Source organism: Rhodococcus sp. 66b, assembly GCF_002076325.1.
Lineage (GTDB): Bacteria > Actinomycetota > Actinomycetes > Mycobacteriales > Mycobacteriaceae > Rhodococcus_F > Rhodococcus_F erythropolis.
In genome coordinates this window covers 25,154-40,969 of record NZ_MUZB01000012.1, presented here as the reverse complement: position 1 = coordinate 40,969, position 15,816 = coordinate 25,154, and the positions used below count along the sequence as shown (strand labels likewise).

Annotated in this window: 15 protein-coding genes; 7 read left to right on the top strand and 8 right to left on the bottom strand. The window is 62.8% G+C overall.

Features of this window, described 5'->3' with window-relative positions:
• The first annotated feature begins 1 nt into the window (after position 1).
• The 3 genes from B0E55_RS21940 to B0E55_RS21930 are packed head-to-tail and all read left to right on the top strand — an operon-like array spanning position 2 to position 2,836.
• Positions 2–1,177: an ABC transporter ATP-binding protein gene (locus tag B0E55_RS21940; RefSeq protein WP_019748001.1), complete on the top strand. Its 1,176-nt coding sequence runs from the start codon at positions 2–4 to the stop codon at positions 1,175–1,177.
• Positions 1,174–2,076 carry a 2-aminoethylphosphonate ABC transporter permease subunit gene (locus B0E55_RS21935; protein ID WP_019748000.1) on the top strand — a complete coding sequence of 301 codons (903 nt, stop codon included), beginning with the start codon at positions 1,174–1,176 and terminating at the stop codon, positions 2,074–2,076. Before B0E55_RS21940 ends, B0E55_RS21935 begins: the two co-directional genes overlap by 4 nt.
• Positions 2,051–2,836, top strand: a complete 786-nt coding sequence (locus B0E55_RS21930; RefSeq protein WP_019747999.1) for an ABC transporter permease — start codon at positions 2,051–2,053, stop codon at positions 2,834–2,836. The genes B0E55_RS21935 and B0E55_RS21930 overlap by 26 nt, the downstream gene beginning before the upstream one ends.
• A gap of 57 nt (positions 2,837–2,893) precedes the next feature.
• On the opposite strand, the gene B0E55_RS21925 is transcribed toward B0E55_RS21930, so the two are convergent.
• Positions 2,894–4,516, bottom strand: a complete 1,623-nt coding sequence (locus B0E55_RS21925) for an AMP-binding protein (protein WP_020969355.1) — start codon at positions 4,514–4,516, stop codon at positions 2,894–2,896.
• A 178-nt stretch (positions 4,517–4,694) separates the two neighbouring features.
• On the opposite strand from B0E55_RS21925, the gene B0E55_RS21920 reads away from it, so the two are divergent.
• Positions 4,695–5,504 (top strand): LuxR C-terminal-related transcriptional regulator, encoded by an 810-nt coding sequence (locus B0E55_RS21920; protein ID WP_046378400.1) that lies wholly within the window; start codon positions 4,695–4,697, stop codon positions 5,502–5,504.
• Positions 5,505–5,508: 4 nt separating this feature from the next.
• Here B0E55_RS21920 and B0E55_RS21915 read toward each other — a convergent pair whose 3' ends face one another.
• From B0E55_RS21915 to dxr, 5 genes are all read right to left on the bottom strand, one after another.
• On the bottom strand, positions 5,509–7,323 hold the full coding sequence (locus B0E55_RS21915) for a penicillin-binding transpeptidase domain-containing protein (protein ID WP_020907378.1): 1,815 nt from the start codon (positions 7,321–7,323) through the stop codon (positions 5,509–5,511).
• A 69-nt stretch (positions 7,324–7,392) separates the two neighbouring features.
• The gene (locus B0E55_RS21910) at positions 7,393–8,229 is read right to left on the bottom strand and encodes a GNAT family N-acetyltransferase (RefSeq protein WP_003942692.1); all 837 of its coding nucleotides are present in this window, start codon (positions 8,227–8,229) and stop codon (positions 7,393–7,395) included.
• A 111-nt stretch (positions 8,230–8,340) separates the two neighbouring features.
• Complete coding sequence (gene ispG / locus B0E55_RS21905) at positions 8,341–9,498, bottom strand: flavodoxin-dependent (E)-4-hydroxy-3-methylbut-2-enyl-diphosphate synthase (protein WP_007734888.1); 1,158 nt, start codon at positions 9,496–9,498, stop codon at positions 8,341–8,343.
• 87 nt (positions 9,499–9,585) lie between these two features.
• Positions 9,586–10,806, bottom strand: coding sequence for a M50 family metallopeptidase (locus B0E55_RS21900; protein ID WP_019747995.1), 1,221 nt, complete (start codon positions 10,804–10,806; stop codon positions 9,586–9,588).
• 7 nt (positions 10,807–10,813) lie between these two features.
• Entirely contained in the window at positions 10,814–11,971 is a 1,158-nt protein-coding gene (gene dxr / locus B0E55_RS21895) for a 1-deoxy-D-xylulose-5-phosphate reductoisomerase (protein WP_080910460.1), read from the bottom strand.
• A gap of 120 nt (positions 11,972–12,091) precedes the next feature.
• Here dxr and B0E55_RS21890 point away from each other — a divergent pair, with 120 nt between their 5' ends.
• The gene (locus tag B0E55_RS21890) at positions 12,092–12,361 is read left to right on the top strand and encodes a DUF2631 domain-containing protein (RefSeq protein WP_019747993.1); all 270 of its coding nucleotides are present in this window, start codon (positions 12,092–12,094) and stop codon (positions 12,359–12,361) included.
• An 80-nt stretch (positions 12,362–12,441) separates the two neighbouring features.
• On the opposite strand, the gene rlmN is transcribed toward B0E55_RS21890, so the two are convergent.
• Positions 12,442–13,551: a 23S rRNA (adenine(2503)-C(2))-methyltransferase RlmN gene (gene rlmN / locus B0E55_RS21885; protein WP_019747992.1), complete on the bottom strand. Its 1,110-nt coding sequence runs from the start codon at positions 13,549–13,551 to the stop codon at positions 12,442–12,444.
• A gap of 102 nt (positions 13,552–13,653) precedes the next feature.
• Between rlmN and B0E55_RS21880 the strand changes: the two genes are divergently transcribed.
• Together B0E55_RS21880 and B0E55_RS21875 are read left to right on the top strand one after the other, a co-directional pair.
• Positions 13,654–14,064 (top strand): LapA family protein, encoded by a 411-nt coding sequence (locus B0E55_RS21880; RefSeq protein ID WP_180279630.1) that lies wholly within the window; start codon positions 13,654–13,656, stop codon positions 14,062–14,064.
• A gap of 95 nt (positions 14,065–14,159) precedes the next feature.
• Positions 14,160–15,002, top strand: a complete 843-nt coding sequence (locus B0E55_RS21875) for an HpcH/HpaI aldolase/citrate lyase family protein (protein ID WP_030244636.1) — start codon at positions 14,160–14,162, stop codon at positions 15,000–15,002.
• A 79-nt stretch (positions 15,003–15,081) separates the two neighbouring features.
• On the opposite strand, the gene B0E55_RS21870 is transcribed toward B0E55_RS21875, so the two are convergent.
• Complete coding sequence (locus B0E55_RS21870) at positions 15,082–15,810, bottom strand: class I SAM-dependent methyltransferase (protein WP_019747989.1); 729 nt, start codon at positions 15,808–15,810, stop codon at positions 15,082–15,084.
• Positions 15,811–15,816: the final 6 nt, after the last annotated feature.

The window sequence follows — 15,816 nt, the reverse complement described above, 5'->3', positions numbered from 1 at the left end:
CATGGCAAGAACCAGACTGGGGCGGACGCTCCCCGAGACCGTCGGTGTTCACGGAGCGATCGAACATTCCGCTCCGGCCATCACCTTCGATCGCGTCAACGTCGCCTACGGCCGCGGGAAGACCGCAACCCATGCACTCGTCGATTTCAATCTGCGAGTGGCACCGGGTGAAACTGTGGCACTGCTGGGGCCCAGTGGATCCGGCAAGTCGACCGCTCTGAAGGCCCTCGCGGGATTTGTCCGCCCCACGTCCGGTTCCGTCAAGCTCGGCACCCGAGACGTCACCAATCTGCCTCCCGCACAACGCGGTATCGGCGTCGTCGTTCAGTCGTACGCACTCTTCCCGCACATGCGAGTTTCCGAGAACGTAGCCTTCGGACTCCGAGCCCATCGCGTGCCGCGGTCGGAGATCGGCCCTCGCGTAGCCGAAGCCCTCGACATGGTCGGGATGTCGGCGTACGGAAAGCGCCTTCCCCGTGAGCTTTCCGGCGGTCAACAGCAGCGAATCGCAATCGCCCGAGCCTTGGCAATTCGCCCTGGAGTACTCCTCCTCGACGAACCACTGGCCGCCCTGGATGCGCAACTTCGCGAGAGCATGCTCGGCGAACTGGCGAGACTGCGCGCCGCACTACCTGACACAGCCATGCTCTATGTGACGCACGATCAGAGTGAAGCCCTGGCGCTCGCAGACCGAATCGCAGTGATGCGCAACGCCAGACTCGCGGACATCGACACCGCCGAGGCCTTGTGGAAACGCCCGCCGTCCAGCTTCACCGCGGCCTTCCTCGGGGGTGCCAACCTGCTGCCCTGCACCGTCACACGCGTCATCGGCACCTCCGCACTGGTCTCGATCGGTGGCACGCCGTTCACCGCTCACGCCCCGCAGCCCGAGATCGGGCACATCGAATGGGAGTCCGACATGGACGCCTACCTGTGTGTTCGTCCACACGCGGTAGGCGTAACCGGCGTCGGCGCACGAGGATCATTCCCGGCGCGCATCGTCTCGAGCGTCTGGCGCGGTTCCACGACGCGACTGACGCTGGCTGTCCGTGGCCTCGACGACGTCCGCGTCGACGTGGATGTTCCAGGGCACGACGAACGACCGGTCGACACCGAAGTGGGCGTCGTCTTGCCCACGGACGGCAGTGTCCTGGTGCCGGCGGATCGCCACCCATGACGACAACCTTGGAACGCCCTGAAACCGCTGTGCCCCAGCACAAAGACCCCATCCCCTGGCGCCGGATCGGGTGGACGCTACCGCCACTGCTTCTTGTCCTCGTGTTTGCTGTCTATCCCACTGCGCGTGTCCTCACGGAATCGCTGAGCACCGGAAGCGGCACCGGGTTGTCCACGTGGTCCTCCGTGCTCGGTTCGGAACTGTTCCGAACCGCACTGTGGCGGACCATCCAGATCGCCGTGGCGTCGACTCTGGGGTGCCTGATCCTGGGAACCTTCCTCGCCTTGGTGCTTGCCTTCGTTCCATTCGCCGGATCCAAGGTGGTGGGGCGATTGATCGACACCGTGCTCGCCCTGCCGTCATTCCTGATCACGCTGGCGTTCACGTTTCTGTACGGCACGGCCGGCGCCGTCAACGCCTTGATCATCAGCATCACCGGCGACGCGAGCGGCCCGCTAAATTTCCTGAACACTCCGTTCGGAGTCATCGCGGCCGAAATCACCTTCTTCACACCCTTTGTCGTGCGTCCGCTATTGGCCGCGTTCACCCAGATTCCGCGTGAACAGCTCGACGTTGCAGCCAGTCTCGGCGCGTCACCCGTCCGAGTTCTGCGGCAGGTGGTGATGCCGGAAGCGTGGCCAGCCCTCCTGGCCGGTGGATCGCTCGTACTTCTGATGACACTGAATGAATTCGGCATCGTGCTCTTCACCGGAGCAAAAGACGTCGTAACTCTTCCGGTCCTCATCTACACCCGCGGCATCGTCACCTTCGACTTGCCCGGCGCGGCAGTGATCGCGACGGTCCAGGTCGCACTCTCACTCGGCCTGTACTGCCTCTACCGATTCACCTTCAACAGATTGATGGGAGGAAGCCGTGCTGCTGTGGACACGAAGCTCTAGGGCTCTCGTACTCGGATTCTTCACCCTCGTCGTCGCGGTGGTTTTTGTCGCGCCCATCGCCACCGTCGTCGCAGCTGCCTTGGCCGGATCGTGGACCGGTCCACTTCCGTCGAATCTCGGCGGCAAGAACTTCTCCACGGCGCTGTCCGACGAGAACTTCGCCAGCCTGATCGTCAGTTTGCAGACTGCGTTCATCTCGGGAGCACTGGCATTGATCGTCGGAACGTGGGCCGCGCTGGCCTCTCGTGAGGCACCGATGTGGCTGCGGCGCATCACCGATGCCGTATTCCATTTACCGATTGCGGTTCCGTCGGTCGCGATCGGCTTGGGTCTGTTGATCACTTTCAACGAGCGCCCACTGCTGCTCGGCGGCACCAAATGGATCGTGATTCTCGCTCACACGGTTTTGGTGCTTGCCTTTGCCTTCAGTTCCGTATCGGCCGCGCTCGAACGGCTCGATCCCGCCTACCGTCAAGCTGCCGAATCACTCGGCGCCGGCCCAGTGCGGGTGCTGACGCGGGTGACGCTGCCGCTGCTGCTCCCGGCGTTGGGTGCGGCCGCCGGGCTTTCCATCGCACTGTCGATGGGTGAGCTGGGCGCAACGGTCATGGTCTACCCGGCGACATGGAAGACCTTGCCGGTCAGCATCTTCGGACTCACCGACCGCGGCCAGGTATTTCTTGCCGCAGCAAATACGACACTGCTGCTTGCAGTTACCCTGATCGCCCTCATGGTGGTCGGCAGAATCCGTCGGCGCTGACCTTGCTGTGCGCCTTTATTAACCGCCCGCGGTTAATAAAGGCGCACAGCAAGGGGTTTATCCCTTCCGCAAGATGTACCGCTGAACCTTGCCGCTCGGGGTCTTGGGAAGGTTCGGAACAAAGTGCACTGTGCGTGGGTACGCGTGCGCTGCAAACTTCTTCTTCACCAGGGTTTGCAGTTCCTTCTCGAGTTCGTCGTCGCCGTCGACACCTTCGCGAAGTACGACGAACGCTTCGAGGACCTCACCGCGCAACTCGTCGGGCATGCCCACCACTGCCGCCTCGATGACGTGCTCGTGCATGACCAGCACGCTCTCGACGTCGAAGGGACCGATGCGGTAGCCCGCCATGATGATGACGTCGTCGTCGCGCGAGGAGAAGAAGAAGAATCCGTCCTCGTCCGTCATTCCGGCGTCACCGGTGATGTACCAGCGACCGTCTTCGCTGAATCGCTGCTTCGTCTTCTCCGGCGCATCGACGTATCCGGTGAACCACATCAACGGGCTGTTGTGAGTATCGATCGCCACGCGTCCCTGAGTGCGAGCCGGTGCGATGTCATCCGAATTGTCCTCCAGCACAGCGGCAGACCAGCCTGGCAACGGACGACCCATGGATCCGGGACGGACGTCCTCGCGGAGTCCGTCGGCCCAGGCGTTGACGATGAACATGCCGTGCTCGGTCTGGCCGTAGTGATCACGAACCTCGACGCCCAACGAGTTCTTCGACCACGCAACAACATCCGGCGTCAAGGGCTCACCGGCCGAGGACGCGCGGCGAAGCGAGATGCCTTCCGGAACGGGTGCCTTGTCGGCACGCAGACTGCGGTACACGGTCGGAGCAGCGGCAAAATTGGTGACACCGAACTTCTCGATGATCTGCCACGTCAGCGGCGCGGAGAATCCGGCATGCAGCAGAATGCTTCGCGTTCCCGCGGCAAGCGGACCGAGCAACGCGTAGTACAGCCCGTACGCCCAGCCCGGGTCTGCGGCGTTCCAGAACACGTCGTCCTGACGGACGTCGAGGCCGAACTCCTGGTAGGCGTGGAACGACGCGAGCGCGCGCACCGGAACCGGCACGCCCTTGGGTGTTCCCGTGGTGCCACTGGTGAACAACTGCACCATCGGTGCGTTGCCGCCGACTGCCTGAGCAGCGCCCTTCGGGTCTTCGGCATCCTGAGCTGCGACAAGTGCATCGAAGTCCAACTCGTCACCGGCCGCGCCGCCCGCGACGATGACCTGCCACGCTGCGTCGGCGGGGATGTCCTCACCCGGCGCGAGCTTGTCGAGCTGATTGGCGTCGGAAATGACCACCTTCGCGCCACTGGCCGTCAAGCGGAAAGCGATGGCCGGCGAAGCGAACGCCGTGAACAAGGGCACGTGGACCGCGCCGCGGCGCCAGATTCCGAGGAGTGCGACCACGAGGTCCGCAGACTTGCCCATCAAGGTCGCGACGTTGTCACCCGGCTCGACTCCGAGGTCGGCCAGAGCTGCCGCGAAACGCGCGGACTGCTCACGTAGATGACCGTAAGTGAGATCCACCGAGCTAAGGTCTGCCTCGACGACGGTGAATGCAACGCCATCCGCGGGATGCCGATCGCAGAGCAATTCTGCGGCGCTGGCATGCGGGGTGTCGTACTGGTCCAGCAGCTCGCGCACCCGTGCGGTGGGATCGGTGCTCATCAACTTGCTCCTTATCGATCGTCGTATGGTTGGCCCGACCGGTTACGTTGGCGGCTCGTCATACGTACTGTTCACCCCCTATGATCTAGCTCACAAGAGAACTTCACTACCCCCAGAAAGGGGTACCTGCGTGAATCGACATGCTTCGTCACTTCTGCGTCCCCGCGACGGGGACGCTATGCGAGGTGAACTCCGAACAATTGCAGCTCAGGGCGTTGTTCCCGTGCTGTTCGGAGGCGAGGTCCAGGACGGAACCCTGCACCTGAGCGAATTCGTCGGCACCCGCACCAACAATCTCAAGGGCTTGGCCATCCCGCCGCGCTCGGGCATGGGCGGACGCGTCGTCGCCCAGGGTTCACCGATCACCGTCAACGATTACGGCAATTCGCAGTCCATCACTCATCATTTCGACCGGCCTGTTCTCAGCGAGGGCCTGCATTCGATCATCGCCGTTCCGGTCATGGTGTCCGGCAAATCGCGCGCTGTCCTCTACGCCGCGATCCGTGATTCCGCTCCCCTCGGCGATCGCACAGCAGACGTCATGGTCAGCGCATCCCGGCGTCTCGGGATGGAGTTCGCCATCCGCGACGAGGTCGATCGTCGCCTGCAACTACTTCAGGCCGCCGCCGCGACCACCGCCGACGGTATGTCTTCGGAAGAGATCCGCGGAGTCCACGCCGAACTACGCAGTGTCGCCCAGACCGTGACCGACACCGACTTGCAGACCAAGCTCCGCGGACTTTCCCAGCGTTTAGCCAACCTGCTGCGGCCTACCGCCGACGCCGAATCCGACGTCGCGCTCACCCCGCGTGAAGTGGATGTTCTCTCGCAAGTCGCACTCGGCTGCACCAACATCGAAGCCGGCCAAAGGCTTTCCCTTCGACCTGAAACAGTCAAGAGCTATCTGCGAAGCGCGATGGGAAAGCTGGACGCGAGCTCACGCCACGAAGCCGTGGTTACCGCTCGCAGGTTGGGACTGCTCCCCTGAGGGGTCAGTAGCCTTCCGGCAGGGCGGTGAGCATGTCGCGGGTGACTGCGACGGCGTTGTCCGAACTTCCGCCCCGCACAACCAGAGTGGCGAAGGCCAGGTTGCCGCGATAGCCGACGAACCACGCATGCGATCCCCCGTCGACCTCGGCTTCACCGGTCTTGCCGTACACCTCACCCTGATCTTCGACGCGTTCTGCAGTACCGCTCGTGACCACGAGCCGCATCATGCCGCGCAGGCCGTCGACCATGGCCGGCGTGATCGCCGGGCGCTCACCGTCGATGGTGGTTTCGCGCCCCGAAATCAGTTGCGGGACCGGAGTCGAACCGTTCGCGACCGTCGCAGCTGCCATCGCCATTCCGAACGGACTGACCACGACCTTGCCCTGACCGAACCCGTCTTCCGTCCGCTGGACCAGGTCCGACGCCGGCGGCACCGAACCGGAATCGATCGGCAATCCCACCACGTTGTAGTCCTGGCCGATGCCGAACTGCGCTGCGGCAGTGGTCAACGTGTCTGCCTGCATCTCGCTGGCCAACTTGGCGAAGGACGTGTTGCACGAACGCGCGAAGGCCGTTGCCATCGGCACCGTGCCGAGTGCGAACTCGTTGTAGTTGGGGACGCTGCGCTCGCCGATCTCGATTCGGCCCGGGCATGGCACCATCGTGTCGGGGGTCGCCTGACCGGTCGAAATTGCCGCACCTGCCGTGATGATCTTGAAGGTCGAACCAGGCGGGTACTGACCCATCGTCGCGACCGGCCCGTCGCGGTCAGCTGCCTTGTTCTGCGCGACGGCCAGGATCGCGCCACTCGACGGTTCGATCACCACCATCATCGCCTGATCCTTGTTCACGTTCACCGCGCGCTGAGCAGCGATCTGGATGTTGCGGTCCAGACTGATACTGAACGACGGAACCGGTTGTGGCGCAGTCTCGGTCAACACGTCGGTGTCGACGCCGTTCTGGTTGACCGTGACGACACTCCAGCCGGCTTTGCCGTCGACCTCGTCGATGATCGTCTTCTTGATCTGCCCGAGAAGGTCAGGCGCGAACTCCGGGTCGGTCGACACGAGATCCGATTCGTCCGATACCGATACTCCCGATATCGCACCCAACTGCGCCGAAACTTGGTCGTAGTCGTCACTGCGCAGCCGCGTCACCAGATAGTCACCCTTGACGGCCGTCGAGGATTCGGCGATCGACTGACCGGTCAGCGACGCATCGAACCGCCCGAGAACACTTGCGAGACTGTTCGCGGAACCGATGATGTCGTTGCTCTTGGAGCGATCGAACTTCACTCGGTAGACGATTCCCGGCACCAGGACGTCGGTCCCCGAATGCTCGTTGACCCGCGCTCGCGGCGCCGCGGTTGCCCGCAACGACATCGTCTGCTTGTCACCGAGGCGCGGATGAACGTCCGTCGAACTCCAACGGACGGACCAGTCGCCGTCCTTGCGTCCCATCTGCAGCTCGCCGTCGTACGTCCAGACGCGGTCTTTCGGCAGGTGCCACTCGTAGGTGTAGCCGACCGTCGCAGTGTCACCGTTCATCTTCACCGACGTGGTCTCGGCAGTCATCGACTCCGCCTGAAGCGCATCCCAGGTGTCACTCAATACAGGACCCGCGGAATCAGGCCGGTCCGTCATTTTTGCTGCCTCGTCGATGTCCCTGTCACCGAACGCACTCAGGAACTGCTGCGCGACGGGCTCGGGGCCGGCGGGTTTCGGAGTACACGAACTGATCCCCACCGCCAAAAAAATCACGGTGCAGGAGGCCAACAGTTGGGCCGAGCGACTACGAGAGAAATGCCGAGTGTTCATCGAGCCCCATAGTAGGGCGACAAATGCTCCACCCAGCGTAGGCGCGACCATTGCACGCAGCTTGGACGCTCAGTCGAGCAGCACCGTCGAGAAGGTCGCGACCTGCCGGAACCCCACCCGCGAATAGGTCGACCGCGCAATCGTATTGAAGCTGTTGACGTACAGGCTCGCAATGCGACCGGTCGCCATGATCGACTCCGCTACAGCCGCTGTACCGGTCACGCCGAAGCCCTGCCCACGAAATTCCGGGTTGACCCACACGCCCTGAATCTGGCCACAGCGAGCAGACATCGAACCGACCTCCGCCTTGAAAACGACCTGGCCGTCCTCGATATGCGCCCACGCTCGACCAGCGGCGATCAGGCTTGCCACACGATGTCGATATCCGCGCCCACCGTCGTTTGCACGCGGATCGACGCCAACCTCTTCGATGAACATCGCAATCGCGGCAGGCAGATAGATCTCGAGTTCGTCCGAGCGAACCTGCCGGACCAGTGGATCCGACGGGCATGCCAGCGGCTCGGATACCGCGAGCAACGGCTGTTCGGGGCGAACCTCCCGCGCAGTTCCCCAATCGAGCTCGAGCATCTCCCACAGCGGCAACGCCAATTCGGCGCGGCCGACCACCGACGAGCACATGCGCGGAATCCGACAGGCGCGGTCAGCGAATGCCCGAATGTCATCCGGATCGCCTCGAAGTGGAACCAGATTTGCCCCGGCAAAGCACAGCGAGGACAACGGCCCGCCTCGACTCCACAGCTCGCCGTGAATCATTCGTGGGTCGACACCGCATTCTTCGACGCGCGCGGCAATCATGCAGGCGGCCACCGGATCGGCGTCGAGTACCCGTCGGACGTCTTCGAGATCTCGACTTCCGACCTGCTTGGCTCCGAGGAGTTTGAGCATCCGTCAACCCCCTCGACTCGACTGCGCGTCCACGAATATCACTACCCGATCATGATGCACTCAGATTGCCACGAACCTGACACCGACGGGGAAGATTCATCCGGCAATCACTCAACTCACGGTGACGACCGGCGCACCCTCCGAAGCGTCACCCTCCATGCTTTCGGCAATTTTCATCGCTTCTTCGATCAAAGTCTCGACGATCTGCGCCTCGGGCACCGTCTTGATGACCTTGCCCTTGACGAAGATCTGGCCCTTGCCGTTGCCGGACGCCACACCGAGGTCAGCCTCACGTGCTTCACCCGGTCCGTTCACGACGCAACCCATGACTGCCACGCGCAGCGGGATCTCCATGCCTTCGAGGCCGGCAGAGACCTCGTCGGCAAGGGTGTAGACATCGACCTGTGCACGGCCACACGAGGGGCATGACACGATCTCGAGCTTGCGGGGACGCAGGTTCAGAGACTGCAGAATCTGGTTACCGACCTTGATTTCCTCGGCCGGCGGAGCCGAGAGCGAAACCCGGATGGTGTCGCCGATACCCTCCGCGAGCAGCGCACCGAAGGCGACCGCGGACTTGATCGTGCCCTGAAACGCCGGCCCTGCCTCCGTGACGCCGAGGTGCAACGGGTAATCGCACTTCGCGGCGAGTTGGCGGTAAGCCTCGACCATGATCACCGGATCGTTGTGCTTGACGGAGATCTTGATGTCACCGAAGCCGTGCTCTTCGAACAACCCGGCCTCCCACAGCGCGGACTCGACCAACGCTTCGGGCGTCGCCTTGCCGTACTTCTCCATCAACCGAGGATCGAGCGATCCCGCGTTGACACCGATACGAATCGGAATGCCTGCATCACCGGCAGCCTTGGCTACCTCTTTGACACGGCCGTCGAATTCCTTGATGTTGCCCGGATTGACGCGCACCGCAGCGCATCCCGCATCGATTGCCGCGAAGATGTAGCGCGGCTGGAAGTGGATGTCGGCGATAACCGGGATCTGGCTCTTCTTCGCAATGATCGACAACGCGTCCGCGTCTTCCTGACGCGGGCAGGCGACACGGACGATGTCGCAACCGGACGCGGTCAGCTCCGCGATCTGCTGGAGCGTTGCATTGACATCGTGCGTCTTCGTGGTGCACATGGACTGCACCGAGATGGGGAAATCGCTGCCCACACCTACCGTGCCGACCTGCAGCTGCCGTGTCTTGCGTCGAGGAGCAAGAATCGCTGCGGGTGCCGAGGGCATTCCCAGTCCGATAGGGATGGTCACGTCTGTGCCTTCTTTCATAGCTTCACTGCAAGTTTAGCCGGGCGATCGCCGCACTACCGCGCGGCAACCGTCGCCATGCTCACACGGTCAGAAGATCTTGATCGGATTGACGATGTCAGCCGTGAGTGTCAGCAACATGAACGCGCCACCGATCACGATGAATACGTAAGTAATCGGAAGGAGTCTCGTGTAGTCGACGGGACCGCCCGGAATCAAGCCGCGGCGAGCGCGGAACCAATCGCGGATCTTCTCGTAGAAGACCACCGCGATGTGACCGCCGTCGAGCGGCAACAGCGGCAGGATGTTGAAAACACCGAGGAAGAAGTTGATCGATGCGAGCAGTCCGACGAACGTCGCCCACTGTGCACGGTCCGCCGCTTCACCGCCGATAACGCTGGCACCAACCACGCTGATAGGTGTGTCCTGGGCGCGTTCGCCGCCTGTCACCGATTCCCACAACGCACCGACCTTTGCCGGCAGATCAGCCATGGCCTTGACCGATTCGACCAGAGTGAAGCCGGTGAAACTCAGGGTGCCCGGAACTGCGCTGAAAGCGTTGAACTGGAGCAGGGGTGGAGACACGGTACCCAGGCTCATTCCGACCGCACCCACTGTCGCCGAACGCAAATCACCTGTTGCCGGATCCGTCACCCACCGCTGTGCCTGTTCTACGACGACTGGAATCGTTAGATCCTGCCCATCGCGTTCGACGCTGAGCACTGCAGTACCGGTGACCGGCTGCAATTTGGCCACCACATCGGCCGACGTCGACACCGGTTGCCCATCAACGGCTGTGATGACATCCGACGGCTCCAACCCAGCCCGTTGCGCCGGACCGTCACCGGAGCACGTCGCCAGAGTTCCGTCTTCGGTCTGCGTCGGTGCGACGCACGACAGACTTCCCACCTTTGCCAACGTATCGCCGCTGCGATCCGGCAGGCCCCAGCCGAGAGCCAGCCCGTAGAGCAGCGCAAAGCCGAGAATGAAGTTCATCGCGATACCGCCGGACATGACGACGACACGCTTCCACGCCGCCTTCTTGTACATCGCGTGCGGCTCTTCTTCGGGTGTCATCTCGTCGAGAGCCGTCATACCGGCGATGTCGCAGAATCCACCGAGCGGCAGCGCCTTGAGGCCGTACTCGGTCTCACCTCGACGGAACGAGAAGATCTTCGGTCCGAAGCCGATGTAGTAGCGGCGAACCTTCATTCCCAAAGCCTTGGCCGTCCACATGTGGCCGGCTTCGTGCAGGGCGATGGACACGCCGATGCCGAGGGCAAACAGCACTACGCCCAGTGCAAAAACCATGAAAGCTCTAGCCCTCCTGCTTCACGAGCTGACGCGCTCGTGTGCGTGCCCAGCCGTCTGCGGCCAGAACGTCGTCCACGGTAACCGGTTCCGCGGACCATTGACCTGCATCGTCGAGAACAGCGGCCACCGTGCGGACGATCGCCGGGAAGGAAATGACACCGTCGAGGAATGCCTGAGCCGCCACTTCGTTGGCCGCGTTGTAGATCGCGGTGAAGCAACCGCCGGATTTGCCCGCGCTTCGCGCCAGATCGACGGCGGGGAACACCGACGAATCGAGCGGCTCGAATTCCCAGGTGGAGGCGGTGGTGAAGTCGCATGCCGACGCAGCACCTTCGATGCGGTCCGGCCAGCCTAGAGCGAGAGCGATGGGGAGCTTCATGTCCGGCGGGCTTGCCTGCGCCAGCGTCGACCCGTCGAAGAAGGTGACCATGGAATGCACGATCGACTGCGGGTGCACGGTGACGTCGATGCGGTCGTAGTCGATCCCGAACAGCAGGTTCGTCTCGATCAGCTCGAGGCCCTTGTTGACCAGAGTTGCCGAATTGAGGGTGTTCATGGGCCCCATCGACCAGGTGGGGTGCGCTTTTGCCTGAGCTGGATTCACACTTTCGAGATCCTCGGCGCTCCAGCCACGGAACGGTCCACCCGAAGCGGTGAGAACCAACCGAGCCACTTCGTCGCCTGTTCCACCACGTAGACACTGGGCAAGCGCCGAATGCTCCGAGTCGACCGGCACGATCTGACCGGGTGCGGCGGCTTTGGTCACCAGCGCTCCGCCGGCGACAAGCGATTCCTTGTTCGCCAGCGCCAGGCGCGCTCCCGAGTTCAACGCCGCCAGAGTCGGTTCGAGTCCCAACGAACCGACGAGTGCATTGAGGACAACATCGGCACCGCTGTCCCGAACCAGTTCCGTCACGGCGCTCGGTCCCGAACGGGCGGTTACCGATTCCAGCGCCGATGCCGCTGCAGGATCGGCGACGGCGACCTCGGTGACGCCGGTTGCACGAATCTGTTCGCCCAACAACTCGACGTTGTTGCCGCCCGCTGCGAGACCGACTACTTCGAAACGATCGGGGTTGGCTGCGATGACCTCCAGCGCTTGGGTACCGATCGAACCGGTACTGCCGAGGAGGAGGACGCGGGTACGTGTGGTTTCCTGCACTCGCCCATTGTTCCTGATAACACCTGAGAACAACCTTATCGACGCCCAACTACGTACGACAGGCAGTCGTATGTCACCATATTGGGCAGTAGTGCAACCGAATGAGCAGGAGGATCGACCGTGGCCGATACCCAGTTGGACGTCAAGTCCAGCGCCCCCGTCGTGGTCTCGCACGTCGATGAGGCCGAGGTTCCCTCTGCCGCATGGGGGTGGAGTGGTGAAGGACTCAAGTTTTTCCGTTTCCTCGGATGGTTCTTCGCAATATTCCTGCTTCTGATGATGATCGGAAACCATCACGGCAAGGTCGAGGATCTGTGGCTCATCGGCACCGCCGGATTGATGATCTTCGTTCTGGTCCGCGACATCGTCATCCGTCGCCGCCCGCGCTAGAGACCTGACAAAGAGAAGGCCTCCACGAACGAAAGTTCGTGGAGGCCTTCTCTTTATGTGTTTTTCAGGCCTGGAGGGTTTCAGTTCTCGGCTGCCAGCTGGCCACAGGCTGCGGCGATTTCCTGACCGCGCGTATCGCGCACGGTGCACGAGACGCCCTGGGCGATGACCCGACGCACGAACTCACGCTCGACGTCCTTGGGGCTCGCGTCCCACTCGCTACCCGGAGTCGGGTTGAGCGGAATCAGGTTGACGTGCACCAACCCGCCGAGTGCTTTCTTCAGCTTCTTGCCCAGCATGTCCGCGCGCCACGGCTGATCGTTGACGTTCTTGATCATCGCGTACTCGATGGACACACGCCGACCGGTCTTGTCTGCGTAGTACCGGGCAGCCTGAAGTACCTCCGACACTGACCAGCGATTGTTGACCGGCACAAGTGTGTCGCGCAGTTCGTCGTCCGGTGTGTGTAGCGATACCGCCAGCGTGACGCTCAGGCCTTCGTCAGCGAGCTTGCGGATAGCGGGAGCGAGGCCGACGGTCGAGACCGTCACGGACCGCTGAGACAGGCCGAGCCCGTCGGGTGCGGGCGAAGTGATGCGTCGTACCGCTGCCACCACGCGCTTGTAGTTCGCCAAAGGCTCGCCCATACCCATGAACACGACGTTCGAGAGGCGTCCGGGTCCGCCGGCAACATCACCGTCGCGCATTGCGGCCGCTGCCTCGCGAACCTGATCGACGATCTCGGCGGTCGAAAGGTTGCGGTCGAGGCCGCCCTGACCCGTCGCACAGAACGGGCAGGCCATTCCGCAGCCTGCCTGACTCGAGATACAGAGCGTCGCCCGATCGGGATAGCGCATCAGGACGCTTTCGAGCAGCGTTCCGTCATGCGCCTTCCACAGGGTCTTGCGAGTGTCGCCCGAATCGCACGCGAGGTGCTTGATCGGGGTCAACAAGGTCGGGAACAGCGACTCCCCCACCTTCTCGCGCACCGATGCGGGGAGATCGGTCATCTTCTCCGGATCGGCTTCGAGCCGCGCGTAGTACTGACGCGCGAGCTGATCGGCCCGGAAAGCCGGAAGGCCGAGCTCTTTCACCGCTTCTTTGCGCTCGGCGGAATCGAGATCGGCGAGGTGCCGTGGAGGCATTCCGCGCTTGGGTGCAGTGAAAACGAGGGGAAGAGAGGCAGCCATAGTTACACCATTGTCCCATTGTTTTGGGGTGCTACCCCACTGCCACCCGATTGTGGCCGGATTACCCGTGCAACTTTGCGCAGGTTGCGTGATGATCATGTCATGTCAACCACACCAGAGGATCCGTCGAACTCCCCCGTGTACGGCCCTGCCGACGGTTTCGGTCCCGACCCGGAACTTCCGAAGGTGGGCGAGGACAAGGCAGTCGAAAAACACGATCCCGAACCGAACCCGACGCCTGAACCGGTGCCGACCGGAACCGCGGTAACCGACCGAACCAGGGCTGCGACGACGTGGGTTGGCCTGGTCATCGGCGCAATCGTGCTGATCATGCTGCTGGTGTTCATCTTGCAGAACCTCGAGAGCGTCTCCGTCAAGATCCTGGCCTGGCAAATCGACTTTCCGCTCGGAATCACGATCCTGCTCTCCGCGATCGCGGGCGCATTGATCATGGCGTTGGCAGGCGGGGTTCGCATCATTCAGATCCGGCGCGCAGCGAAGCGGCAGATGTGACTGAAATCTAGTTACGCAATTGGGTCTACCCGCGAGTAAGCAGGCATCATTGTTGTCGTGGAAATCACCCGAAAGGCCCCGATGTGACTACTCACATGGAGAGACCTGTGACCTCGCGTATTGCCCCGCAACAGGCAAGATCCTGGCTCCTCGTCCCCGCGTCCAAACCGGACACCTTCGACGCCGCACTCGCGAGTGCGGCCGACGCCGTCATTCTCGACCTCGAGGATGCCGTCACCGCACCCAACAAACCGGCGGCCCGCCGCGATGTCGCCGCATTCCTGAGCGAACACAATCACGCCTGGGTTCGGATCAACGACGCCACGACACCGTTCTGGGAAGAGGATCTGGCCGCACTCGCGGGCCTCCCCGGACTCGAGGGTGTCATGCTCGCAAAGACCGAAAGCGGTCAGCAGGCCGACGCCACGGCCGAGCGACTTCCCGAAGGCACCAAGATTCTTGCTCTCGTCGAATCCGCGGTAGGACTCGAGGCTGCGCCCGAGATCGCACGCACTGACGGCATCTTCCGTCTCGCATTCGGCAGCGGCGACTTCCGGCGCGACACTGGGATGGACGACTCCCCCACGTCGATGTCGTACCCGCGTTCGCGGCTCACCATCGCCAGCCGCGCGGCACGCATCGCTCCGCCGATCGACGGTCCCACGCTCGGCCCCGATCTGGATCTGCTCGCCCGAGACTGTGCGATCACCTTGTCACTCGGTATGGCCGGCAAACTCTGCATGACCACCGCGCAGACTGCCCCCGTCAACGCGGGACTGAGTCCCTCCGTGGCCGACGCGATCTGGGCTCAGAATGTCATCGACGATCTCGGCGAAGACGGCTCACGCGTGCGCGATGGCAGCGACCTGCCCAAGCTCGCCAAGGCGAAGAAGATTCACAAGCTCGCCACCCTGTTCCACATCCCCACCGATCACTGATTTTTTTACTACTGAATCGGTGCAGAAAACGTCAGGCGCTCAAGTCGGAGCGCCTGACGTTCGTCTTTTGAGTCCGCTTTCACGCAAGTTCGAGTGATCGTGGTTTGGACCGAACATGGATCCGGTATCGCACCGTGAAGCCCAATCCCGTTACTTGCGAGAACGCACGCTCGGCAGTCTTCTCGGTGAACTCGATTCCGAGTACCCGCCGCAAGTCGTCTCGATTCTCGAACTCCCACCGGGCGTCGACACGCGTGAGCGAGAACCCTTGAGCCTCGAAGAATCCTTCGACCGCCGCGGGATCGTATTTGGGCAGATCCGCCCTCATCCACTCTCCGTACGGGCCGGCGCTCACATCGAGATCCACGATCAGCAGGGCTCCTCCGGGCCTCAGGATGCGCATGGCTTCACGAATTCCCGGGCCGCAGCCTTTGCCGAAAAAGTACGCCGTACGGGCATGAACGAGATCGACTGAAGCATCCACCAGACCCGTGGACTCTGCTGAACCCTGGACTACGTCGATCGACGCCGAATCGCGGGTTCGTTCCCGCGCGGCCTTCACGAGCGGTGCGTGCGGCTCCACTCCGACAACACGACGGGCAGTACGAGCGAACTCCGGTAGATGGAACCCCGCCCCACAGCCGACGTCGACGACGTCGCGTCCAGACCAGTCGACCTGGGCTCGCATCGCGGCCCAGATGGAACCGTCGACGTCCTGCGCGCGGTTCTCGATTTCGTACACGTCCGGCCAATGCCAGATGTTCGGGCTGGGGATCGGCTTGGAACGGCCGGAGAAGAAATCACGCACGTGAAA